22 protein-coding genes are annotated in these 23189 nt (G+C 69.1%); 10 read left to right on the top strand and 12 right to left on the bottom strand.

The features are described from left to right. The first annotated feature begins 93 nt into the window (after positions 1-93). Both RPX00_RS31030 and RPX00_RS31025 read left to right on the top strand, forming a co-directional pair. The gene (locus tag RPX00_RS31030) at positions 94-1722 is read left to right on the top strand and encodes a GMC family oxidoreductase (RefSeq protein WP_406630670.1); all 1629 of its coding nucleotides are present in this window, start codon (positions 94-96) and stop codon (positions 1720-1722) included. Positions 1723-1738: 16 nt separating this feature from the next. Then, the gene (locus RPX00_RS31025; RefSeq protein ID WP_406630669.1) at positions 1739-3313 is read left to right on the top strand and encodes a succinic semialdehyde dehydrogenase; all 1575 of its coding nucleotides are present in this window, start codon (positions 1739-1741) and stop codon (positions 3311-3313) included. On the opposite strand, the gene RPX00_RS31020 is transcribed toward RPX00_RS31025, so the two are convergent. Next, a complete protein-coding gene (locus tag RPX00_RS31020) occupies positions 3300-3962 on the bottom strand; it encodes a TetR/AcrR family transcriptional regulator (protein ID WP_406630668.1) in 663 nt (220 codons plus the stop codon). The genes RPX00_RS31025 and RPX00_RS31020 overlap by 14 nt on opposite strands. A gap of 83 nt (positions 3963-4045) precedes the next feature. Here RPX00_RS31020 and RPX00_RS31015 point away from each other — a divergent pair, with 83 nt between their 5' ends. After that, positions 4046-5542 (top strand): acyl-CoA synthetase, encoded by a 1497-nt coding sequence (locus tag RPX00_RS31015; RefSeq protein WP_406630667.1) that lies wholly within the window; start codon positions 4046-4048, stop codon positions 5540-5542. A 75-nt stretch (positions 5543-5617) separates the two neighbouring features. Here RPX00_RS31015 and RPX00_RS31010 read toward each other — a convergent pair whose 3' ends face one another. Further along, positions 5618-7402 (bottom strand): gamma-glutamyltransferase family protein, encoded by a 1785-nt coding sequence (locus RPX00_RS31010; protein ID WP_406643146.1) that lies wholly within the window; start codon positions 7400-7402, stop codon positions 5618-5620. A 71-nt stretch (positions 7403-7473) separates the two neighbouring features. Here RPX00_RS31010 and RPX00_RS31005 point away from each other — a divergent pair, with 71 nt between their 5' ends. Then, positions 7474-8370 (top strand): LysR family transcriptional regulator, encoded by an 897-nt coding sequence (locus RPX00_RS31005; RefSeq protein ID WP_406630666.1) that lies wholly within the window; start codon positions 7474-7476, stop codon positions 8368-8370. 182 nt (positions 8371-8552) lie between these two features. Here RPX00_RS31005 and RPX00_RS31000 read toward each other — a convergent pair whose 3' ends face one another. Beyond that, positions 8553-9824 (bottom strand): YbiU family protein, encoded by a 1272-nt coding sequence (locus tag RPX00_RS31000; RefSeq protein WP_406630665.1) that lies wholly within the window; start codon positions 9822-9824, stop codon positions 8553-8555. A 101-nt stretch (positions 9825-9925) separates the two neighbouring features. Between RPX00_RS31000 and RPX00_RS30995 the strand changes: the two genes are divergently transcribed. Next, positions 9926-11011 carry an ROK family protein gene (locus tag RPX00_RS30995; RefSeq protein WP_406630664.1) on the top strand — a complete coding sequence of 362 codons (1086 nt, stop codon included), beginning with the start codon at positions 9926-9928 and terminating at the stop codon, positions 11009-11011. On the opposite strand, the gene RPX00_RS30990 is transcribed toward RPX00_RS30995, so the two are convergent. After that, entirely contained in the window at positions 11001-11726 is a 726-nt protein-coding gene (locus RPX00_RS30990) for a S1 family peptidase (RefSeq protein ID WP_406630663.1), read from the bottom strand. The two genes, RPX00_RS30995 and RPX00_RS30990, sit on opposite strands and share 11 nt — an antisense overlap. 122 nt (positions 11727-11848) lie before the next feature. Between RPX00_RS30990 and RPX00_RS30985 the strand changes: the two genes are divergently transcribed. Continuing rightward, positions 11849-12349, top strand: a complete 501-nt coding sequence (locus tag RPX00_RS30985; RefSeq protein WP_406630662.1) for a HEAT repeat domain-containing protein — start codon at positions 11849-11851, stop codon at positions 12347-12349. 34 nt (positions 12350-12383) lie between these two features. On the opposite strand, the gene RPX00_RS30980 is transcribed toward RPX00_RS30985, so the two are convergent. After that, a complete protein-coding gene (locus tag RPX00_RS30980) occupies positions 12384-13442 on the bottom strand; it encodes a hypothetical protein (RefSeq protein WP_406630661.1) in 1059 nt (352 codons plus the stop codon). Positions 13443-13573: 131 nt separating this feature from the next. Here RPX00_RS30980 and RPX00_RS30975 point away from each other — a divergent pair, with 131 nt between their 5' ends. Next, positions 13574-13891: an ArsR/SmtB family transcription factor gene (locus RPX00_RS30975; protein WP_406630660.1), complete on the top strand. Its 318-nt coding sequence runs from the start codon at positions 13574-13576 to the stop codon at positions 13889-13891. After that, positions 13888-14292, top strand: a complete 405-nt coding sequence (locus RPX00_RS30970) for an SRPBCC domain-containing protein (protein ID WP_406630659.1) — start codon at positions 13888-13890, stop codon at positions 14290-14292. The genes RPX00_RS30975 and RPX00_RS30970 overlap by 4 nt, the downstream gene beginning before the upstream one ends. Here the strand turns inward: RPX00_RS30970 and RPX00_RS30965 are convergent. Both RPX00_RS30965 and RPX00_RS30960 read right to left on the bottom strand, forming a co-directional pair. Continuing rightward, positions 14285-14938 (bottom strand): class I SAM-dependent methyltransferase, encoded by a 654-nt coding sequence (locus RPX00_RS30965; protein ID WP_406630658.1) that lies wholly within the window; start codon positions 14936-14938, stop codon positions 14285-14287. The genes RPX00_RS30970 and RPX00_RS30965 overlap by 8 nt on opposite strands. A gap of 1 nt (position 14939) precedes the next feature. Next, positions 14940-16331, bottom strand: coding sequence for an FAD-dependent monooxygenase (locus RPX00_RS30960; protein ID WP_406630657.1), 1392 nt, complete (start codon positions 16329-16331; stop codon positions 14940-14942). Between the two features lie 104 nt (positions 16332-16435). Between RPX00_RS30960 and RPX00_RS30955 the strand changes: the two genes are divergently transcribed. Next, positions 16436-17401 (top strand): Lrp/AsnC family transcriptional regulator, encoded by a 966-nt coding sequence (locus RPX00_RS30955; RefSeq protein WP_406630656.1) that lies wholly within the window; start codon positions 16436-16438, stop codon positions 17399-17401. Between the two features lie 136 nt (positions 17402-17537). Beyond that, the gene (locus RPX00_RS30950; RefSeq protein ID WP_406630655.1) at positions 17538-19601 is read left to right on the top strand and encodes a phosphocholine-specific phospholipase C; all 2064 of its coding nucleotides are present in this window, start codon (positions 17538-17540) and stop codon (positions 19599-19601) included. 228 nt (positions 19602-19829) lie between these two features. On the opposite strand, the gene RPX00_RS30945 is transcribed toward RPX00_RS30950, so the two are convergent. The 5 genes from RPX00_RS30945 to RPX00_RS30925 form a co-directional block, all read right to left on the bottom strand. Continuing rightward, positions 19830-20996 (bottom strand): MFS transporter, encoded by a 1167-nt coding sequence (locus RPX00_RS30945; RefSeq protein WP_406630654.1) that lies wholly within the window; start codon positions 20994-20996, stop codon positions 19830-19832. Between the two features lie 202 nt (positions 20997-21198). Further along, positions 21199-21729 carry a Chromate resistance protein ChrB gene (locus tag RPX00_RS30940; protein WP_406630653.1) on the bottom strand — a complete coding sequence of 177 codons (531 nt, stop codon included), beginning with the start codon at positions 21727-21729 and terminating at the stop codon, positions 21199-21201. A gap of 20 nt (positions 21730-21749) precedes the next feature. Continuing rightward, on the bottom strand, positions 21750-22277 hold the full coding sequence (locus RPX00_RS30935; protein ID WP_406630652.1) for a TetR/AcrR family transcriptional regulator: 528 nt from the start codon (positions 22275-22277) through the stop codon (positions 21750-21752). Next, positions 22274-22474 carry a hypothetical protein gene (locus RPX00_RS30930; protein WP_406630651.1) on the bottom strand — a complete coding sequence of 67 codons (201 nt, stop codon included), beginning with the start codon at positions 22472-22474 and terminating at the stop codon, positions 22274-22276. Before RPX00_RS30930 ends, RPX00_RS30935 begins: the two co-directional genes overlap by 4 nt. Positions 22475-22515: 41 nt before the next feature. Next, positions 22516-23139 carry a class I SAM-dependent methyltransferase gene (locus RPX00_RS30925; RefSeq protein WP_406630650.1) on the bottom strand — a complete coding sequence of 208 codons (624 nt, stop codon included), beginning with the start codon at positions 23137-23139 and terminating at the stop codon, positions 22516-22518. Positions 23140-23189: the final 50 nt, after the last annotated feature.

Here is a 23189-nt window from a genome sequence, read left to right as displayed (position 1 = left end):
CGCGCAGGGCGTTGCGCGCCCGGCGGGAAAGCTATACCGTGCCTGAACTAGAACAGGTTATAGTTTCGGCGGGGCGCGGGACGAGGAGCGGACATGGCAGCCAGGGTGGCCCGGAGCAACGAAGCCGACTACGTGGTCGTCGGGTCGGGCAGCTCGGGGGCTGCCGTCGCCGGACGGCTCGCGGAGTCCGGGGCCAGCGTGATCGTGCTCGAAGCGGGCAAGAGCGACGAGCAGCTGCTGCTGCGCAAGCCGGGGCTGGTCGCCCCGCTGCACGCGGTGCCGCAGCTGAAGAAGATGAGCGACTGGGGGTTCTACTCGGTCCCGCAGAAACACGTTCTCGATCGGCGCATGCCGGTGCCCCGGGGCAAGGTGCTCGGCGGGTCCAGTTCGGTCAACGGGATGGTCTACGTCCGCGGCAACCGGGCGAATTTCGACTCCTGGGCGGCCGAGGGCAACACCGGCTGGGACGCGGACGGCGTCAACGCCGCGTACAAGCGCATGGAGGACTTCGAGGACGGCGAGAACGCCTACCGCGGCGCGGGCGGGCCGATCAAGATCACCCGCAACAAGATCCCGCAGGAAGGCACGCTGCAGTTCCTCGACGCGACGGCGGACGCGATCGGCTGCGAGATCATCGACGACTACAACGGCGAGTCGCAGGAAGGCGTCAGCCGGATGCAGCAGAACGCCGCCGGCGGCCTCCGCTACAGCGCCTCGCGCGGCTACCTGCACCACCTCGCTCCGCGGACGCTTGAGATTCAGTCACGCGTGTTCGTGCGGAAGGTGTTAATCGAGAACGGCCGCGCGACCGGCGTCGAGGTGACCGACGCGAACGGCAAGCGCCGCACCGTCCGGGCGGGCAAGGAGGTCATCCTCTCCGCCGGGTTCGTCGGGTCGCCGCAGCTGCTGATGCTGTCCGGGATCGGGCACGCCGAGCACCTCAAGGAGCACGGCATCGACGTGCTCGCCGATCTGCCGGTCGGCGACAACCTGCACGACCACATGTTCCACGCGCTCACGTTCCAGGTGTCGTCGTGCAAGAACAAGGGCACCGCGCCGTATTTCGCCCGCGGGATGGCACGCGAACTGCTCAAGCCGGGCTCGACGTTCCTGGCGAACTCGGTGTTCGAGGCGCTCGCGTTCCTCAAGACCTCGCAGGCCACCACGGTGCCGGACCTGCAGCTGCACCTGCTGCCGTGGGCGTACGTGTCGCCGAACCAGGACGCCCCGGTGCGGCATCCGGTCGACAAGCGGCCAGCGCTGACCGTGCTGACCACGCTGATCTACCCGAAGAGCCGCGGCACGATCCGGCTCGCCTCCGCCGATCCGGCCGCCGCGCCGCTCATCGATCCCCAGTACCTCTCCGACCCGGCCGACCTCGAAGTGCTCGGCGAGGGCTCCGAGATGGTGCGCGAGATCTTCGCTTCGAAGGCGTTCAAGGGCTCGATCAACGAAGAAATCCACCCGGGCAAGCAGGTGCGCGGCCAGGAACTGCGCGACGCGATCCTCAACCGCGCGACCTCGGTGTACCACGGCGTCGGCACCTGCCGGATGGGCGTGGACGACCTGGCGGTCGTCGGGCCGGACCTGAAGGTCCGCGGCGTCGACGGGCTGCGGGTCTGCGACGCCTCGATCATGCCGTCGATCACCGGCGGCAACACCAACGCGCCCTGCATCATGATCGGCGAAATGGGCGCGCAGCTGGTTCTTTCCGGCAACTGACGAGGAGCGGAAGACCATGACCCTCACCCCGGTCCGGCCCACCCGCCCGGCCTCGGCGACCGACGACTTCCTCCGCGGGCTCGTCGCGCGCGTGCCGGGCTCGGGCGGCGCGGTGTGGCCGCTCACCGAGGTCTACACCGGCGACGTGCTGGTGGACCTGCCGCAGTCGACGCCGGCCGACATCGAGCAGGCGTTCGCCACCGCGCGGAAGGCACAGGCGAAATGGGCCGCGACGCCGCTCAAACAGCGGCTCGCGGTGTTCCGGCGGGCGCATTCGCTGTTCATCGACCGCGCGCGCACGATCGCCGACCTGATCCAGGTCGAAAGCGGCAAGAACCGGCGGATGGCGATCGAGGAAACGTGCGATCCGCCGATGATCATGAGCCACTATCTCCGCCGGGCGCCCAAATTGCTGGTCCCGACCCGGCGCGGCGGACCCGTTCCGGTGGTGTCGTCGTCGACCGAGATCCGCGTGCCGAAAGGCGTGGTCGGCATCATCGCGCCGTGGAATTTCCCGTTCGCCACCGGCATTTCCGACGCGATTCCGGCATTGATGGCCGGGAACGCGGTCGTATTGAAGCCGGACAACAAGACCGCGTTGTCGCCGCTGTACGGCGTGCAGCTGCTCGAAGAAGCTGGGTTGCCGAAGGGCCTGTTCCAGGTCGTGTGCGGCGAGGGTCCCGATGTCGGCCCGACGCTCATCGACCAGGCCAATTACGTGATGTTCACCGGTTCCACCGCCACCGGCAAGGTGATCGGCGAACGGGCGGGCCGGAATTTGATCGGCTGCTGTCTCGAACTCGGCGGCAAGAACCCGATGATCGTGCTGCCGGACGCCGATTTCGCCGAGGTCGTGCCGGGCGCGGTGTTCGGCGCGTTCGGCAACACCGGGCAGATCTGCATGCACATCGAGCGGATCTACCTTCCGGAATCGCGGTACGAGGAGTTCAAGGAAGCCTTCGTGGCCAAGGCTTCCGCGCTTGACGTACGGGCGGCTTACGATTTCGGCCCGGAAATGGGTTCGCTGGTTTCGGTGGACCACATGAACCGGGTCAAGTCCCATGTGGACGATGCGGTGGCGAAGGGAGCCACCGTATTGTGCGGCGGCAGTCCCCGGCCGGACCTCGGCCCGGCGTTCTTCGAGCCGACCATTCTGGAAGGCGTCACGAAGGACATGCTGTGCGGGGTCACCGAAACCTTCGGCCCGGTGGTGGCCCTGCACCGGTACCGGACGGTCGACGAGGCCGTCGAACTGGCGAACGACACCGACTACGGGCTGAACGCGTCGGTGTGGGGCAAGGACATCCGCGCGGCTTCCGCGGTAGCCGCCCGGCTGGAGACGGGCAACGTCAACGTGAACGACAGCCTGGCGACCGCTTATGCCGCCAAGGGGACGCCTTCCGGCGGGGTGAAGACGTCCGGGGTCGGCGCGCGGCACGGCGACCAGGGATTGCTGAAGTACACCGACGTGCAGAACCTGGCAGTGCTGAAGAAGCCGGTGATGAGCCCGCGGCCGGGGCAGAAGTACGAGAAGTACGTGGAAGGAATGCTGTCCGGGCTGAAGATGATGCGGCGGCTCAGGATCCGGTAGCGTCCGCAATGGACTGACGCACGGCCCGGACCACCCTTCCGTCCACATCGGTCAGTCCATTGAGCCGGGTGCGGCGCGTCAGCAGTCCACTGAGGACCAACTCGACCAGCTGCGCGCCCACCTGCTCCGCCGAAACCGGACCGGCGGGGTCGAACCACGTCCACGCCCACTGCGCCGAGCCGAAGATCAGCAGGCTCCGCACGTCCACGTCGCACGCCCGGAACTCCCCTGCCGCGATCCCCGCGGACAGCACGCCACGCACCAGGTCAAGGTATTCCGCCCGCATCCGGCGTCCCTCGGCCATCGCCTCGTGGTCGGCGAGCCGGACGACCTCGCGCTGGAACGCGACAGTCGCCTCCCGGTCCACCACCTGGTACAGCACGAACGCGTACAGCAGCCCGGCCAGCTGCTGCGTCGGCGTCGCGAGACGGTCGCGGATCAGCGCGGCCTCGGCGAGCCTGCGGCGCATGTACGACTCGTGCAGCGCGGCGAGCAGCCGGTCCTTCGTGCCGAAGTGGTGCACGATGGTGCCCTTCGACAATCCCAGCTCGCCGGCGATGTCGGAGAAGTTCGTGGCGTCGTAGCCGCGTTCGGCGACATAGCGGGTGAACGTCGCCAGGATGTCGTCTGCGCGGCCGGTGCGTGCCATCGGGCCACTGTAGCCGAGGTTTGACCACTGACCGTCCGTACGGTTACCTTCGTCGTGGTCCCCGCGGACGAAGGAGTCTCGGCATGGCATCGAGCTTGGCGCACTGGATTGCCCGGCGCAGCACCGTCACGCCCGAGTCGGTGGCGCTGGTGGCCGCCGAGACCGGCGAGCGGATCACGTACGCCGAACTCGAACACCGGGTCGCGCGGCGAGCGGCGGCGTTGCGCGAGCTGGGCGTGCGCAAGGGCGATCGGGTCGCGTTGCTGGCCTTGAATTCCACCGGATACCTCGAAACGCTCTTCGCGGTCGCCTGGCTCGGCGCGATCACGCTGCCGGTCAATTTCCGGCTCGCGGCAGCGGAAGTCCAGTACCTTTTCGACGACGCCCGGCCCGTGGTCGTGGTGCACGACGACGCCTTCGCCGCCCTCGCCCGGGAAGCGGCTGGCGACCGAACGCTGGTCAACAACAGCGAACTCCTCCGAGAGGACCGCGTCGAACTCGAGCCGACCGGGGCGGACGAGGTCGCGGTGCTGATGTACACCTCCGGCACCACCGGCCGGCCCAAGGGAGCCATGCTCACCCACGGCAACCTGGAGGCGAACGCGATCAATGTGCTCACCTCCGGGGAAGGCGTGCTCCCCTTGGACATCACGCTGACCGTCGCGCCGCTTTTCCACATCGGCGGGCTGGCGCTGTTCACGCTTCCCTTGCTGTACGCGGGCGGCACGGTGGTGGTCGCGGGCAAGTTCGATCCACAAGAGACTCTTTCGCTGATCCAGCGGGAGAAAGTCACTGTGCACTTCATGGTGCCCGCGATGTGGGCGGCGATGACGCAGGTCCCGGATTTCGATTCCTACGACCTGTCGCGACTGCGGTACCTCCTGTGCGGCGGCGCGCCGTGCCCGCTGCCGGTGATCGAGTTCTACGAGGGCAAAGGACTGACCTTTGTGGAGGGTTTCGGGATGACCGAACTCTCCCCCGCCGCGCTGGTGCTGGAATCGGCCTTCGTCCGCTCGCACGCCGGATCCGTCGGACGGCCGTTCCTGCACGTCGAGGCGCGGATCGTGGACGAACGCGACGACGACGTCCCCACCGGGACGGTCGGCGAGCTGGTGCTGCGCGGCCCGAACGTCTTCGCCGGATACTGGGGCCTGCCGGAAGCGAGCGCCGAAACCATGCGCGGCGGCTGGTTCCACTCCGGCGACCTCGCCCGCCGCGACGCCGACGGTTTCGTCACTTTGGTGGACCGCAAGAAAGACATGATCATTTCCGGCGGCGAGAACGTCTACCCCATCGAGGTCGAGCAGGTGCTGCACCGGCATCCGGACATCGCCGACGTCGCGGTCATCGGCGCGCCGGACCCGCAATGGGGAGAAACGGTGGTCGCGGTGGTCGTGCCGGCCGCCGGCTCGCTCGACGGGGACGCGGTGATCGCCTACTGCCGCGAACGGATCGCCGCGTTCAAATGTCCCCGCCGGGTCGAGATCGTCGCCGAGCTTCCCCGCAATGCCACGGGGAAACTGCTGAAACGCGAATTGCGCGCCCGCTACACCGGTTCCGCCGAATCGGTTGCCCGGTGAAAGTGAAGGCCCCATTCACGGCGCTCCGGCGGCTCAGATAATCCGGCGTTCCCCGCTATGTCCGGAAAGCGCGGATCACCGCCCAGCGGCATACCCTTGCGCGCCACGCGAATTCGCCGCCGCCGACACCACCCCGGTCTCCGGATCCTTCGCCACCGCGCACAACCGCCCCTCCGACCACGGCTCGCCGACGGTCACGTCGTGGCCCCGGCTTTCCAGTGCGGCGATGACGTCCGCGCCGATCCGCGATTCCACCGTCACGCTGCCCGCCGCCATGCCGCGCGGGTAGAACGAGCTGGGGAAGCTGTCGGTGTGCCAGTTCGGCGCGTCGATCGCACCCTGCAGGTCGAGCCCGCCGCGGACCTTCTCGCGCAACGCCACGGCGAGGAAGAAGTGGAAGTTCCACTGGTCCTGCTGGTCGCCGCCGGGCGTGCCGAACGCCATCACCGGCACACCGTCGCGCAGCGCGAGCGAGGGCGTGAGCGTGGTGCGCGGCCGTTTGCCCGGGGCCAGCGAGTTCGGCAGACCCTCGTCGAGCCACGCCATCTGCAGCCGGGTGCCCAGCGGGAAACCCAGCTCCGGCACCACCGGATTCGACTGCAGCCAGCCGCCGCTCGGCGTCGCGGCGATCATGTTGCCCCAGCGGTCGACCACGTCCAGATGACAGGTGTCGCCCCGGGTCACGCCGTCCTTCGCGACGGTCGGCTCCCCCGCCCCGATCGCGGACGCGGTGACCCCGCCGCCCGCGACGTACTGCGCGTGCCGGCTCAGTTTCGGCGTACGGTCTTCCGGACTGCCCGGCCGCAGGTCGAAAGACGCGCGTTCGCCGATCAGTTTGCGGCGAATGTCGTTGTAATCGCGGGAAAGCAGCGCATCGACGGACAGTTCCGCGCTGTCGCCGTACCAGGCTTCGCGGTCGGCCATCGCGAGCTTCGTGCCCTCGATGAGCTGGTGGTAGTAGTCCGGCGTCGCGTAGTCCAGTTCTTCCGGCAGGAGCGCGAGCTGCTGCAGGAACACCGGGCCTTGGCTCCACAGCCCGGGTTTCGCGACGGTCCAGCCGTTCCAGGTGTGGGTGACCGGGTCCTCGTAGGTCGCGCGGAACCCGGCGAGGTCGTCGGCGGTGAGGGTGCCAGCGTGCCGTTCGCCGGACGAGTCCATGGCCGGTTTCGCGGCGGACGCGGCGAGTGCTTCGGCGACGAATCCTTCGCGCCACGCCTTCCGCGCCGCCTCGATCTGTGCTTCCCGATTGCTCCCGGCCGCCTCCGCCTCTGTGATCAGGCGACGCCACGTCTCGGCGAGCTTGGGATTTTTTAACAACGCCCCGGGCTTCGGCGCGACACCGCCGGGCAGGTACACCTCGGCCGAGGTGGTCCATTCGTTCTCGAACAGCTCCCGGACGGTCTCGACCGTCGCGCCGACGCGCTCGACCGCCGGGTGCCCGTCCGCCGCGTAGTGAATGGCGTACTTGAGAACCTCGCGCAACGACTTGGTGCCGTGGTCGTGCAACAGCAACAGCCACGCTTCGACCGCGCCCGGCACCGCGGCGGCGAGCGGACCCGTGCCGGGGACGAGGTCCAGCCCGAGCGACGTGTAATGCCCGATCGTCGCCCCGGCCGGCGCGGGCCCCTGCCCGCACAGCACCTTCGGCGCGCCGCCCGCCGGAGCGAGGATCATCGGCACCTCGCCGCCGGGACCGTTGAGATGCGGCTCGACGACGTGCAGCACGAACGCACCCGCGACCGCGGCGTCGTAGGCGTTGCCGCCGTCCTCGAGAACCGCCATCGCGGCCGCCGAAGCGAGCCAGTGGGTGGACGACACCATGCCGAAGGTGCCCTGCAACGTCGGGCGCGTCTGGACCATGGCCTTATCGTCGCGCGCGAGCTGGCGGTACGTCAAAGACATCTGAGGCACCAGTCCGATAGCGTATCGCTATGGAACGCCGTCAGCTGGAGTACTTCGTCGCGATCGCCGAGCACGGCGGGTTCACGCACGCGGCGCGGGCGTTGCGGGTGGCGCAGCCGTCGTTGTCGCGAGCGATTGCGAAACTTGAACAGGACCTCGGCGTCGAGCTGTTTCACCGCGTCGGGCGCAACGCGGTGCTGTCGAACGCCGGCGAACTGCTGGCCGGCCGCGCCCGCCTGGTGCTGCGCGACCTCGACGCCCTGCGCGCCGCCGCCCGGATGGCGGGCGACGGACCGGCCGGGCGGATCGACGTCGCGGCCACGTCGTCGTCCGCGCTGGAGCCGGTGATCAGCATCATCGCCGAGATGCGCACGCGCTACCCGGGCGTCCTGGTGAGCACGTCGGCGGCGCTGTCGGCGGCCGAGGTGGTCGCGATGGTGGTGCAGGGCCGGTGCGAGGCCGGGGTGTGCGGGAGCGCCGAACGACCGGTCGGACCGGGATTGCTCGCGCACCACCTGCGGGACGAGGAAGTATTGCTGGTCGCCCCGCCGGGCACTGTGATCGGTTCACACGGCGTGGTCGAGCGGTCTGAACTCACCGGCATGCAGTTCGTGGTCACCAGCTCGGCGACCGCGGTCCGCGGCTTCTTCGACCGGCTCGCGGCGAGCGTGCCCGGCCTGTCGATCGCGGCCGAGGTGGGCGACCGCAGCGTGGTGCTCCCGATGGTGCTGCGCGGCATCGGCGCGAGCCTGATGCCGGACGGCTGGGCCGGCCTGGCCCGCCGGGCCGGCGCCGAGGTGCTCCGGTTCTCGCCGCCGGAGAAACTCCCCCAGTGGCTGGTGTACCGCTCCGGGCCGATTACCGCGGCGACGCAAGCGTTTCTGGACATCACCCGCGCCGGGACCGGCAGCAGCGGCGAGCAGTGACCGTCCGGATCCGGCTCCCGCCCTCGTCCGCACAGCCGTCGGCCTCGATCCACGCGTGCGCGGCGAACAGGCTCGTCCGCACACCGGTAAATCCCGAGCTGATACAAGAGCGCGGCGGCGATCAACCTCGCCCGGCACAACGGAGGCCGACCGCCCGCCGCCCCGAATGGACTAGACCGCTTTCATCCGATGCCGAGCCCGCGCCGCCCGGTCTCGTTCAGCTGTTCCGGGACGAACCGGTCCGGCCATGACCGCTCGTAATGCTCGGGCGGAAAGTCCGACGGGCTGGAGCCGGACTCGAACGCCTCCCGCACCGAACCGGCGTACGCCTCGTTCCGCGGGCACCACGGCGCGGCCGGGATGTACATCACGTTGCCCCAGCCCTGTTGATTTTTCACCGGCGCGACGCTGTGCACGAGATCGCAGTGCCACCACACGGAATCGCCGGCCCGCACGTCCGGAATCGCGGCGGAAGCCCGCAGCAGCAAGGAATGCCACCGCTCGCTGACCGAGTACACCTTGCTCACCATGACGCCGCACATGTCGTCCTCGGGCACGTCGGCCAGCAACGGCCGCAGCATCAGGTAGCCCATCGCCTCCGGGATCGGCACCGCGTGCAGCACGCCCTGGTCGTGATTCATGTCCGACAGCGCGGTCCAGCCCTGAAAAGTGCGGAACACCGAGCACATCGTCGAACCCTCGAACTGCGGCCCGGCCGTGCGGTGCGCGGCGTCCCACGGATCGTAGGACTCGACGGTGCCGTCGAACAGATGCCGGAACGCCCGCTGGTACTCCTCAGTCATCCAGAGGTCCAGCGTGCCCGGGTCGAGATGACTGCCGAGGCCGCCGGAATCCGCGCCCGGCGGACGGCGGCGGATGCGGTCCGGGTACAGCGAATCCCGGCCCGGATCGAACCACTTCACACCCTCGGATTCGGACTCCCACCGCGCGTTGAGAAATTTTTGCACGCACGCCATCCGGTCGCTTTGCCGCGCTTCCATTTGCGCCGCCGACCAGTAGACCGGGTAGATCCCGGCCCGGGAAACGAGGCTGCCGAAGAAATTGTCGCCCGGCCCGCGATACTGCTCGAAGAACCCGTTGCCCTCGACGTAGCCGACGATCCCCGCATCCCAGTCCAGTGCCTGCTCGCGCGGGAAGTGACCGCGCACCACCAGGCAGCCGCGCCGCCGGATCCGGGCCAGGTCCTCGTCGGAGACCCGGCCCGCCTCGATGTCGGCGTACTCCAGCTCCGGCCAGATCGCCTCGCCGCGCGCTTTCGCCGCCTCGATCTCCTCGACCGCGGCGGCGACCCGAGCCTCGATCACCGCGAAAACCTCTTCCACGGTGCGCCCGGACGCCTCGATCCGCGCCCGCAGCGCGGCTTTGATCTCGCGAATCGCCGCCGGCGGATCGTCCGGCGCGGTCTCCCAGTGCGGCAACGGGGGCAGCTGCATAGCGCTCGCTCCATTCAGGAAGGGCTCCTTACTGAACCGACGGTAGGGCGCCCGCGCGGATTCAGGCAACACTCCTGACCAAATCGGCTACACTCCCGCCGGTGACCCCGGCCAAGCCCTCCCTCGACCTGCTCCGGTCGCTGACCGACGAGCACGTCCTGCGGGCACTGCTCGCCGAACGGCAGCTCACGCGCGCGCAAATCGCCGCTCGCACCGGCATTTCCAAGCCCGCGGTCGGCGACAGCGTCGCCCGGCTGGCCGAGTCCGGTCTGCTGCGCGACACCGGCGAACGCACCACCGGGCGCGGCCGCGTCGGCACCTACTACGCGCTGGCCGACGACCTCGGCACCGCCCTGGTCGTCAGCATCGCCCACGACGGCGCGGTCGCCGAGGCCGTCGACGTCTACGGCGAGGTGCGCGCCCGGCACGGCGAAAACCTCGGCCGCCCAGTGCGTCCGCGGAAGGTCGCGAACGCACTGCGCAAGGCCGCCGCGAAGGTCGCCGAAGCCGGACCGCTCCGGCTCGCCGTCGTCAGCGCCGCCGACCCGGTCGACCGCGCCACCGGGAAACTGGTCCACCTGCCCGATTCCCCGTTCCTCCTCGGAGAACTCTCCCCCGCCGACGTCCTCGCGCCGCTCGTCGCGGGGCCGGTCACCGTGGACAACGACGTGAACTGGGCCGCTCGCACCGAGCAGGCCGCTGACGATTTCGCCTATCTCTTCCTCGGCGAAGGACTCGGCTGCGCGGTAGTCGCCGACGGCGAGGTGCGGCGCGGGCACGCCGGTTTCGCCGGGGAAATCGCGCACGTCCTCACCCGCGGCCCGGACGGGCAGGCGACCGCGTTCATCGACGTCTTCGCGGATCTCGGGGTGCGCCAACCGGATTCGACCACGATCGACGTCGCCGCCCTGCTGACCGCGATCAAATCCGACGACGTCCTCGACATCCTCGCCGAGGCGATCTGCGGCGTCCTGCTGGCGCTGGTGACCGTGGCCGACCCGGAACTCATCGTCCTGGGCGGCCCGTGGGGTTCCGAACCCGCCGTGCTCGACGCGGTGTCCGGCCGCTTCGCGCGGCTGCCGCGCAACGTCCCCCTCCGCGCCCCGCGCGCCACCAGCTCCCCCGCCCTGACCGGCGCGCGCGACGAGGCCGTGCGGCTCCTCCGGACCGCTGTCCTCAGCCCTTGATGGTCTGCTTGATCCACTCCAGCTGACCGAACACGTCGCCGTCGGCCGCGACGCTGCTGCGATCGGATTTGCTGGTGACCCCGACGAGCACGTCCCGATCGACGGTCGACATGACCGGCCCGCCGGAATCGCCGCCCGCGGTGACGCCGGTCGTGCTCAGCGCACAGAAATCCGTGCCCCCTGAGACCGTCATGCCTTCGCAGCGCCGGTCATCGGGGTCGATGACCTTGGCGTCCACCTGCTTGAGCACGTCGGACTGGCAGCTGTTCTCGTCGCCGGTGCAGGTCGCGCCCCAGCCGAGCTGGCGGACCGTCTCACCCGGACGCACCCGCCCGGCACTCGGCAGCTTCGCCGGGGTGATGTCCATCGGGGTCACCTTGATCAGCATGAGGTCGGCCAGCGTGTGGTTGTTGCGGCTGCCCGCCACCGGCCGGACGACAGTGCCGAGCCGCTGATCGAGATTGCCGACCCGGAACTCGATCCGGGAATCGGCGATGGGCTCGGCGGCCTCGGCGAAGCAATGGTCGGCGCTGATAATCCACTCGCGGCTGATCGCGGTGCCGGTGCATTCGGGCTTGCCGTCGACCAGCATCCGCACCGCCCACGGGCCGTAGCCGCTGACCGACCCGCCGATCACCGCCGACGCCGGAGCCGCCACGCCGATCGCGGCCAGCGCGGCGACTGGGGCCAGGACGGCCAGCCTGCGGAGAATCATGGTCGAGAGATCCCTTCGGCAGCCGGGCGGTTACAACATCAAGACGCGGCGGCTGGCGTGGGGTTGCCCACGACCGGAAATCCTTTGCAGCGGCCGCGCAGGTTCTCGTACGTTTGTCCCTCATGACGGCTGCCGACGAGGATTTCCGGAAGTTCGACGAGATCGTCCGGACAGCCGACCCCGGACGCGGCGACGACCTGAGCTTTCTCGGGAAGTTCCCCGCCGTCGAAGGCCTGATTTCCCAAGGCTTGCGCACCTCTCTGGCGGTCTCCGACTGGTACCTGTTCCAGACCTACCTTTTCCTGGCTGGCCGCCGACCTACAACACAGTACGTACCGATCTTCGCCGAAGCCCTCGACTCGCGGAACGGCGACTTCAATCTCGGCGACATTCTGGCCTACCTGCGCGACATCAAGGACCCGTCCTCGGTTCCCGCCATCGAACGCGCACTGCACTGGCGGCCCGACTGGGACGAGTTCCACGACCTGGGTTTCAAAGCGCTCGACGCACTGCTCGCCATCGACGACGACCACGCTTGGCGCGTCATCGAGTCGGTGCGGGACGACGACCGGGAACGCGTCCGCGAAATCGCCAGGCGAGTCCTGGCCGAACGAAACAAGTAATGCGGCGGGACACCCCCGCCCCGCCGCATCGGCCTCAGGACTTGTCCGCCGCCTGCGCGACGAAAATCCCCGTCTCCAGGAACGCCCGCCACTCAGCCGGCGACTGGCTCTCCATCGCCCGCCGAGCCGCCGCCTGCACCTGGCTTCCCGGCTTGGACCGGGTCCAGATCTCCCGGACCAGCGGCCCCTCCTCGAGATACCGCGCGTACCCGGCCTCGATCCCGACCACGGCCGCCGCGCGCACCTTGATCGTGTCCACTTTGTCCTTGGCCGCGGCCGCGAAAATGCCGGTGTCGATGAACGCTCGCCACTGCTCCGGCGTCCGGCTGCTGAAGGCCTGGTGCCACACCTCGGAATCCTCCGGTGCGAGGTTGCGGTACCAGATGTCCTGCACGAACTGCTCGTCGGTCAGCACCGCGGCCAGCGCCGGGTCCATGCCCACGACCGCGGCGGCCTTGACCCGGGCGTCGCGGAGTTTCTTCTCCGCCGCTTCCTTCTCGGCCGCCTCCTTCGCCGCGTCCACGTCGCGCTGGTGCTCGACGAAGATGCCGCGCAGGATGAATTCCTTCTGCGCCTCCGGAGTTCCGCTGAAAACCGCGCCCGCGGCGGACTTCACGAACGAACCGCTGGCGGCGTGTTCCCACAGCGCGAAGACGAAGTTCTTGTCGTCCTGAGCCAGCAGAACGGTGGTCAGCTCGAAACCGAGCAGCGCGGCGGCGGGCTGCCGTTCGGTCCGCCGGACCTGGTACAACGCCTCGCGGTCCAGATCCCGTTGGTGTGCCTGGTAAATCCAGGTGGTGAGGAAGAGCGACGTCGACCCCTTGGAGTAGGCGTAGTACGCCTCCCACTGCACTTCCTGCGCGACGTCGCCCTGGCGCTTCGCGGCCAGGTAGATCTGGTAGACGAAGTCGCTTTCGCTGAGCCGCAGCAGTTCCGGCGTGATCGCGAGCCCGACGACGGCGGCGGCGTTGGTGCGCACCTCCTCCGGCGTCTGCGCCACGACGGCGGCAGCCGGAGCCGCGGTCGCCGCCGGAGCGAGAGCCCCGGTCGCCACGGTCAGCGCGGCGAGAACGGCGACCGAGGAAACTGTCAACTTTCGAACTCTGGAATTCCCCATACGTGTCATAGTGTCCGGATATCCCGCCCGGATCGGCGGACGTTACCGATCACGGCCCGGGGTCCCACTGGTTGACATGTCGGAAACTTCCGACGTAACGTAGCGTCATGCCCGACGACGTCTTCCTCGCTCTCGCCAGTCCCGTCCGGCGGCGCCTGCTGGAGATCCTGGCGGACGGCCCGCGCACGGCGGGCGACCTCGCGGCGCGGTTCGAGCTGAGCCGCCCGGCGGTGGCCGAACATCTCAAGGTGCTGCGGGACGCCGCCCTGGTCCGCGACGAACCCGTGGGGCGGCAACGTGTTTACCACCTGGAAAGCGATCCGCTGGAGCAGGTCGGCGTCTGGCTGCACCCATTCGAACGATTCTGGCGCGGCCGCCTGCGCGACATGGCCGACCTGCTGGAAAACGAGGAGGAAACCCCATGACCTACGCCCGGACCGGCAGCATCTCGGTCGACCAGTTCATCGCCGCCGCGCCGGAAAAGGTCTGGCGCGCGCTCACCGATCCCGAACTGCACGCCAAGTGGTGGGCGCCCGGCGACATCGGCCCGGAGGTCGGCCGCGAGTTCCACCTCGAGATGCCCGGGTTCGGCTCAATCCCTTGCCGCGTCATCGAATCCGAGCCGCCGTCCCGGTTCGTCTACACCTTCAACGGCGACTGGACCCTCACCTGGACGCTCGTCGCCGAAGGCCAGGGCACCCGCCTGCTGCTGAACCACTCCGGCTTCGACCTCGACGACAAACGCCAGTCCGACGCGTGCGAGCGGATGGGCCCCGGCTGGCGCGACGGCGTGCTGCCGCGGCTGGCGAAACTCGACTTCAGCTGACCCGGCAAGCTGGACGGCGGGAGTAGACCACCGCTTGCGGCACCTCGCTGTCCAGCTCCTCCACCCATTCCGCCTCGACGGCGAACCCGGCCTCGCGCAACCACTCCGACACCCGCGCCGGCCGGCGGCGGTGGACGTGCACCCGCATCGGATGCCCGCCGTAACCCTGCGTCTTCAACCGGGCGACGTCGCCGACGTGAAACCCGATCGCGACCGGTCCGCCAGGCCGCAGCACCCGATGGAACTCCGCGAGCGCGGTGGGCACCGCGTCGTCCGGCAGGTGGATCAGCGACCACCACGACAGCAACCCGGCCACCGACGCGTCCGGCAGCGGAAGCGCGGTCATCGAGCCGACCGCGAACCGCACCTCCGGGTAGTCCCGGCGGGCCACCTCGACCATCCCCGGCGACAGGTCGAGGCCGAACGCGTCGAGGCCGAGGCCGTTCAGGTGCGCGGTGACGTGCCCGGTGCCGCAGCCGACGTCGGCCACCGGGCCGTTTCCGTGCACGAGCGAAGCGAACAGCCCCAACGTCATGCGCAGCGAAGGGCTTTCGGCGATCGAATCGCGCAACCGGTCGGCGTAGCTGACGGCGACGGTGTCGTACGAGGTCCGGGTGTCGGTCAGCCAGGTCTGCACGACGGTCACGCTAGTTCACCGGCGCGCCGAACCACTGGCGAATCGCGGGTTCCAGACCGGCCAGATCACCGGCCCACGCCACGTATCCGTCCGGACGGACCAGCCTCGCCTCGGCACCCGTCTCAACGTGGTGCACCCGGTCCGCCCACCGTGCCGCGATCTCCCCGAACCGTCCTTCCGGATCCGCGAGGACGCCGCGTCCGGACCGCAGTTCCGGACCGAGATCGTGCGCCGGAAGCCCGACCAGCGGATGACTCCCCGGCATCGCGTAGCGAAACCCCATGCCGGACAGCAGGTCGTCCAGCTGGTACTGGACCTCGGGCAGCTCCACCAGCTCCGCGAACAACGTACGGGCCGCGGCCGAATCCGGCCCGTCGTCCAGGAGCAGCGCCTGCGCCTGGACGTTGCGCAGCACCGCCGCGCCGACCGGATGCCGTTCCGCGTGATAGCTGTCGAGCAGCCCCTCGGGCGCGGTGCCGCGGACCGCCGCGGCGAGCTTCCAGCCGAGGTTCAGCGCGTCCTGGATGCCGGTGTTCATGCCCTGCGCGCCGAGCGGAAGGTGCACGTGCGCCGCGTCGCCGGCCAGGAAGACGCGACCGTGCCGGTACTGCGCGGCCTGCCGGGCGGCGTTCGTGATCCGCCGCGCGTACCGGAGTTCGACCAGGTCCACGCGGTCGCCGAAGACCGTCTTCAGCCCGGTGCGGATCTCGTCCTCGGTGACCGGGACGTCCCGCTCCAGCGACCACCCTGGCCCGCCGAGCGCGAGCCGGTGCAGCGGCCTGCCTTCGGCGTCGGTGCCGAGCGGAAACACTTGCGCGCGATAGCCGTCCGGGGTGATCGTGTGCATCGGGACCTCGGCGCTCAACCGGACGTCGGCGGCCACCGTGGTCGCGGTTCCGGGACGCCCCGGGAACTCCGCGCCCAGCAGCTTCCGGACCGTGCTGCGCCCGCCGTCCGCGGCGACCAGGTACTGCGACCGGAGCACAGTGCCGTTCGCGAACGTCGCGGTGACGCCGTCCGCATCCTGCTCCAGCGCGACCAGCTCGTGGTTCCGGCGGACGTGGATGCCTTGCGCGGCAAGGTGTTTCTCCAGGAAACTCTCGACCGCCACCTGCGGGACCGACCGCCACGGGAACCGGTGCCGCTCGCGGACCAGCGGCAGCAGATTCCCGGCGAAATGCGCGGTGGTGACCGGATAGTCCCCGGTGGCCAGCAACGGTTCGAGCAGGCCGCGCTGGTCGAGCGCCTCCTGCGTGCGGGACTGCAGTCCGCCCGCCTTGGACAGTTCGCTCGCCCTCGGCAGCCGGTCCGCCAGCACCCCGGACACCCCGGCGAGCCGCAGTTCGTTCGCCACTGTCATCCCGGTCGGACCGGCTCCGACGACGAGCACCTCGGCAGTCATGGTCGTCTCCTCTCGCTTCGGGACCGACTCTCCACCCGGCCGCCGCGCCCTTGCCAGAAAGCGACACGATTGCGGCGGATTCCGACATATGTAACCTCAAGCAGGTGGATTCCGACTACGACGACCTCGACCGGCAGCTCGTGCACGCCCTGCAAGTCGACCCCAGGGCTCCGTTCAGCGCGATCGCCGAGGTGCTCGGCGTGTCGGATCGCACCGTCGCACGCCGCTACGCCCGGCTGCGGTCGACCGGCGCGGTCCGGGTCTTCGGCGGGGTGAACGAGACCGCTTTCGGCGCGGTGCAATGGTTCCTGCGAGTCCGCTGCGCCCCCACCGCGGCCAGCGCGGTCGCCGAAGCGCTCGCCCGGCGGCCGGACACCGCCTGGGTGAGCCTGACGTCCGGCGGCACCGAAATCGCCTGCACAGTCCGCACCAAGAACGAGGCCGACAGCGAAGCGCTGCTGCTGGCCAAACTCCCCCGCACCCCACGGGTCGAGGGCGTCACCGCCCATTCGGTGCTGCACGCTTTCTACGGCGGCTCGGACAACATGGTCGCCAAACTCGGCACGCTGGACGACGCCGCGGTCGCCCGGCTGCGCCCGCCACCGCTCCCCCATCGCCCCGGCCCAGCGACACTCGACGACGGCGACCGCGCACTCCTCGCCGCACTGGCCGCCGACGGCCGCACCGGGTTCGAACACCTCGCCGCCGCCACCGGCTGGTCCCCCACCACCGTCCGCCGCCGCATGGCGGAACTGCGCGAACGGGACGTCCTGTACTTCGACCTCGATCTCGACTGGCGCTTGTACGGCAAGGGAATCCGGACCCTGCTGTGGCTTTCCGTCGCCCCTTCGGCACTGGAGGAAACCGGCACCGCGCTGGCCGCGCACCCGGAAGTCGCGTACGCGGCGGCGACGACCGGCCCGACCAACCTGTACGCGACGGTGGTGTGCGCCAGCCAGCACGAGCTGTACCGCTACCTCACCACCAGCGTCGCCGCTCTCCCGGCGATCACCCACGTGGAAACCGCGCCGGTGATCAAAACGGTGAAACAGGCAGCAAACCGGCTGTGACCCGGTAAGAACGGGCGCCATCCCAGCTGGCGGTTGACAGCGCGCGGAGGGTCCGTCGATGATTCCTTCGGCTTTTCCGGGTGGGAAATTCCCGAACGCGTCCGCGAACTGTCCCCGACTTTTCCAGGAGACATCGATGTCATCGGTCAGCCGTCGCCGATTCATGCACCTCGCCGCGGCCACCGCCGCCGGCACCGCCTTGCCCGCGAGCATCGCGCGGGCGGCCTCGGTGCCCGCCGCGGTGCGCACCGGCACCCTCGCGGACGTCGAGCACGTTGTCGTGCTGATGCAGGAAAACCGGTCGTTCGACCACTATTTCGGGACCCTCAACGGCGTCCGCGGCTTCGGCGACCCGCGCCCGGTCTCCCTGCCGAACGGAAAACCGGTGTGGCACCAGGCCGACGCCGGCGGCGCCGAGACACTGCCGTTCCGGCCCGCCGAGGACAATCTCGGCCTGACCTTCATCGAGGACCTCAACCACGACTGGAACGGCACGCACACCGCGTGGAGCACCGGCCGGTGGGACCAGTGGATCCCGGCGAAAACCCGCACCACGATGGCGTATCTGACGCGCAAGGACATCCCGTTCCACTACGCGCTGGCCGACGCGTTCACCGTCTGCGACGCCTACCACTGCTCGATGCTCTCCTCCACCGACCCGAACCGGTACTACATGTACACCGGCTGGACCGGAAACGACGGCTCAGGCAACGGACCGGTACTGGGCAATGAAGAATCCGGCTACGGCTGGACGAGTTTCCCGGAAATCCTGGAAAAGGCCGGGGTATCGTGGAAAATCTACCAGGACACCGGCGACGGCCTCGACAAGGAACACGGCTGGGGCTGGACCAAGGACCCGTATATCGGAAATTACGGCGACAACTCGCTGCTTTACCTGACCCAGTACCAGAAATCCACTCAGGGCACGCCGCTCTACGACAAAGCGCGCACCGGCACCCGAGCGACCGCCGGCGACGGTTTCTTCGACCACCTCACCGCCGACGTCAAAGCGAACCGCCTGCCGCAGGTTTCCTGGATCGTCGCCCCCGAAGCCTATTGCGAACATCCGGCCTGGCCCGCGAATTACGGCGCCTGGTACGTCTCCGGCGTGCTGGACGCCCTCACGTCGAACCCGGATGTGTGGAGCAAAACGGTCCTGCTCATCACCTACGACGAGAACGACGGTTTCTTCGACCACGTCGTACCGCCGTATCCCCCGCGCGACGCAAACTGGGGCAAGTCGACGGTGAGCGTCAACGGAGAATGGTACGAGGGCGGTGCCGCAGCGTCCTACTCCACCGGAATGCCGTACGGACTGGGCCCCCGAGTCCCCCTGCTGGCTATTTCGCCCTGGAGCACCGGCGGCTGGGTTTGCTCGCAGACCTTCGACCACACTTCGCTGATCCAGTTCGTGGAGAAGCGCTTCGGAGTGCACAACCCGAACATTTCACCATGGCGCCGGGCAGTATGCGGAGATCTCACCTCAGCATTCGACTTCACCGGAGCCAACAGCGGCGTCCCGCCCCTGCCCGGCACCGACGACTACCAACCGCCCGCCGATCACAGCACCCCGCCGACGTATCACCCCGTGCCCCCGTCGAACGGCTCGCTCCCGAAACAGGAACCAGGCACCCGAAAAGCCAGCCCGCTGCCCTACGACCTGGCCGCCGACACCCAGGCAAGGGACGGACGAATGTACTTCACGTTCACCAACCTGGGCTCCGCCGGTGCTGGTTTTCACGTGACGTCCCGAATGCGCTCCGACGGCCCGTGGCCGTACACAGTAGAGGGACACAAATCGGTCACCGACAGCTGGCGCCTGCCAACCGGCGCAGGCGATTGGTACCAGTACTCGGTCTTCGGCCCCAACGGCTGGCTTCGAGAGCAAGCAGGAACAATCGGCGGACTAGGCCCAGAGGTAACCGCCCGCCACGACGCCGGATACGTGACAATCACCTTCACCAACCCCAGCACCCGAACGGTCACCTTCACCGGAACCGATGCCTACGCCCCCACAGAGTCCTACCGCTACACAATCGCCCCCGGCGGCTCGCGAACAGTCCCGAAGTGGGGCGTAGCCAACGGCTGGTACGACATCACGGTAAAAGCGGATCACGACGCCAAATACGTCCGCCGCTTCGCAGGCCACGCAGAAACCGGCCAAGCCTCAACCAGCGACCCAGCCATCGCCACCACCTGACCACACCCGACCGTGAAGGACTCCTTGAGGGAATCTAATTCCCTCAAGGAGTCCTTCACGGCCCAAACCCGCCGCCAATGCACCCAACAATCGAGGCACCCAGCCCCTCCCCCGCACCCCGATACGAAGCCGCCCTGCGGTCTGGGGGTGCTTGTCAAGGCATCTTTCCCGCCTTGACAAGCACCCCCAGACCGTCAGCACACTCGGGCTTCGGGGTGCCCCACGCACTCACCGGCCCGCAATGTCGCCGCCAGGCGACGAGCCAACACCCCGCACCACCACCAGCCCAACAACCACCAACACCACCGCCACCCCGCCAAACCCCACCCCCAACGTCACCGCCGACGCAAGCACCCCGACGAGCAACGGCCCCCCAGCATCCCCCAACTCCCGCCCCACCTCAGCCGCCCCCATCATCTGCCCCAGCCTCTCCTCCGGCACCACCCCAGCCAAATGCGCGAACCCCACCGGCGTAGCCACCCCCACCCCAACCCCAACCACCACAGCCGCAACCACAACCCCCACAACCCCCGGCACCAAGGCACCCACCCCGAGCCCGGCACCAGTCAGCAACAACCCCCCACCCATCCCCCACCCGTCCGAAACCCGCCCAGCGTCCCGAACCCGACCAGCCCACGGCTGCACCAACGCCGAACACAACGCCAGCACCGACACCACCGCACCAGTAGCAACCGTGCCCAACCCGCTCTCCGCCCCCACCACCGGCAGAAACCCAATCCCCACCGCCAGCGCCGCCGTCGTCCCAGCCAACACCGCAGTCGGCCGCAGAAACCCAGGCTCAGCAAGCCGCCGAACAAGATCGAGCACGGTCTGCCGCTCCCGAGGCAACGGCTCCGGCGACGGAACCACCACGACCGCCCAAACCCCGACGGCAAACGCCAACCCCGCAAGTGTCCCGAACAGCAACGAAAACCCGCCCAGCGAGATCAGCACCCCGCCGAGCAACGGACCGAGCGTGTACCCGACGCTCTTCCAAGCGCCGTAACCCCCAAATGCCCGCCCCTGCCTCTTCTTCGGCGACAACCGCGCGACAAGCGCCCCCGCCGCGGGCGAAAAGGCCGCCGCAGCCGCCCCTTGGCCAAACCGGGCCAGCCCGACCGCAGCCGGATCCCCCGCGACGACAAACGCCGCCGACGCGAGCGCGAACGCCAGCAACCCGCCCAGCAACACCGGCCGCGGCCCGATCCGGTCAGCCAGCGAACCAAACACCGGCTTCAGCACGACCTCGGCCCCGTCGTACACCGCGAGCAGCAACCCCAAGGTCAGCAACGAATCCCCGTGCGTGAACGCACCCAGGCTGGCGGCGATGCTGTGCGCCCCGAACGCCGTGACGAAACCAGCCGCATACAACGGACGCAGTTCAGCAGAACGCATGTGAAACCTTCACATCCGATGCCAGGCCCGGAGAATCCGCCCGGCATAGTCGACAAACCGCTTCACAGCCCTCAGCACAACGCCTGTGAATCCCTCACACACCCGAGACAAAGCCAGCCGAGCCCATGTGAATCCCTCACACCCGATCGCCGCCCGCAGTGTCAACAACCATCAACCAGAAGGCGCAGCCTCTGTGAAGCCTTCACATCTGGTGCAGCGCCTGGAAAACCCGCTCGGTGTACTCGCCGAGCCGTTCCGTGCAGTGCTTGAGCCGCAGCTCAGCCTCCGCGGCCGACGGCGCCCCGAACACGTCCCGGGCTTTCAGGTCGCGATACCAGCGCCGCAACCGTTCGAGGCTTTGCTCTTCCTCTTCCAGCTCCGCCATCGTGAACTTGCGGATGCGGATTTCCTTGTCGATCTCGGTGTCGAACTTCCCGCAGTCGGCGAGAAACTCCGTCCACTCCTCTTCGCGCTCGGCCGTGAACAGCTCGACCAGCCGCGAACCGTCCCGCTCGGCGGCGTCGAGCGCGATCACCTCGCCGCCGCCGCGTTCGGCCAGTTCGCCGACCCGGGCGACCCCGCCGGCGAACCCGGGCACGTCCGGCACCGCCCAGGCACCCTGCCCGAGCGACAGCGCACCGACCCGCTTCAGCTCACGCCACACCGCGACCCGGTGCCGCGACGGCCCGGACGGCACCCGCACCACGAGCACCAGCCATCTGTCCTCTGCCACACCGCAGAATGTAGCACGTGTTACATCGAGCCAGGTACTGCCAGCTTCGCGAGGAAGGCGCCGACCGTCCGGTCAACCAGCGCCCGGCGCTCCGCCAGCGGCAATGAAAGACACTGCAGCGTCGCCCCGTCGATCATCGCGAACAGCTGCGCCGCCACGTCCTCGGTGAGCCCGGCGTCGACATACCACTGCCGCAGCTCGCGATCGAGCTTCGCGTTTTCCTTCTGCAGCACCGGATCCACTACGGCCGCCGCCGCGTACGCGAGCCACACCCGGGCGCGCCGGGACCGAGGTTCGTCCAGCGGCAGCCACAGCTCGACAACCCCGGCGATCGATTTCGGTTGCGCCGCTTCGATTTCCGCCAGAAACTGCTCTCCAGCGTACTCGAAACCGGCCCGCACCAGGTCGTTCTTCGTCCGGTAGTAGTACTGCACCTGTGCCGGGGAAACACCCGCCGCCGCGGCCACCGTCCGGACACTCAGCGCACCGATTCCCTGCTCCGCCAGTACATCCAGCACCGCGTCGAGCACATGGGTGGCGCGCTTCACCGCCGCGACGCCCGTGCCCCCGCTCGCGCTCGCCAGGCGACCGCGAGCAGCTCGAGAACCCCGATCACCCCGACCACCACACCGACCTGCCGCAACCCGACCACCGGCGTCTCGACGTCGTGGAACACGAAGTACAGCACCGCACCCACGACCACCATCAGCACGCCCGCCGCGACGTGCCCCCAGTTCCCGTTCATCCCCAACCTCCTATACGAACGTACAATACGACCGTACAGGACTAGGCCGCCTTCCGCGCGGCCACCCGCTCGACGATCCCGGCCTTGCTCCGCTCCGACCGCTCCACCGCGAACCCGGCCGCGGCGAGCAACGGCAGCGGACGGCGGGTCAGATAGTCCCCCAGCCGCGACACCGTCAGCTTCTCCAGCAGCCGCTGACCAGCGAGAACGAACCGGCGGTGGCTGCCGACGTGGTCCAGCAGCAGAAGCCGCCCGCCCGGCCGCAGCACCCGGTGCATCTCCGCGATCGCGGCGCGTTCGTCCGGGACGCCGCACAGGCCCAGCGTGCAGACGACCGTGTCGAACGCGGCGTCCGGGAACGGGAGCGACTGCGCGTCGGCCTCGGTCAGCGTCACCTCGCGTCCGCTCCCGGCGGCCCGGCGGCGGGCGAGGTCCAGCATCGACGGGCTGAGGTCGACGCCGGTCAGCCGCACGTCCGGCGGATACCACGGCAGGTTCCGGCCGGTCCCGACGGCGACCTCCAGCACCTCCCCCTCGGCCTGCGCGCACACCCACTCGCGGCCGTCGGCGAGCAGCGCCCGCTCGAACCAGGCGATGTCGCGGTCGTACTGCGGCGCGGCCTCGTCCCACGTCCGGCGCAGCCAGTCCGGTCCCCGTTCCGCCATCGTCGCGAACTCCTCTCCGTCGAGGTCGTCTCCCAGTACTCTCGCATCCC

The organism is Amycolatopsis sp. WGS_07 (assembly GCF_045278895.1).
Lineage (GTDB): Bacteria > Actinomycetota > Actinomycetes > Mycobacteriales > Pseudonocardiaceae > Amycolatopsis.
This window is presented reverse-complemented; position numbering and strand designations above follow the sequence as displayed.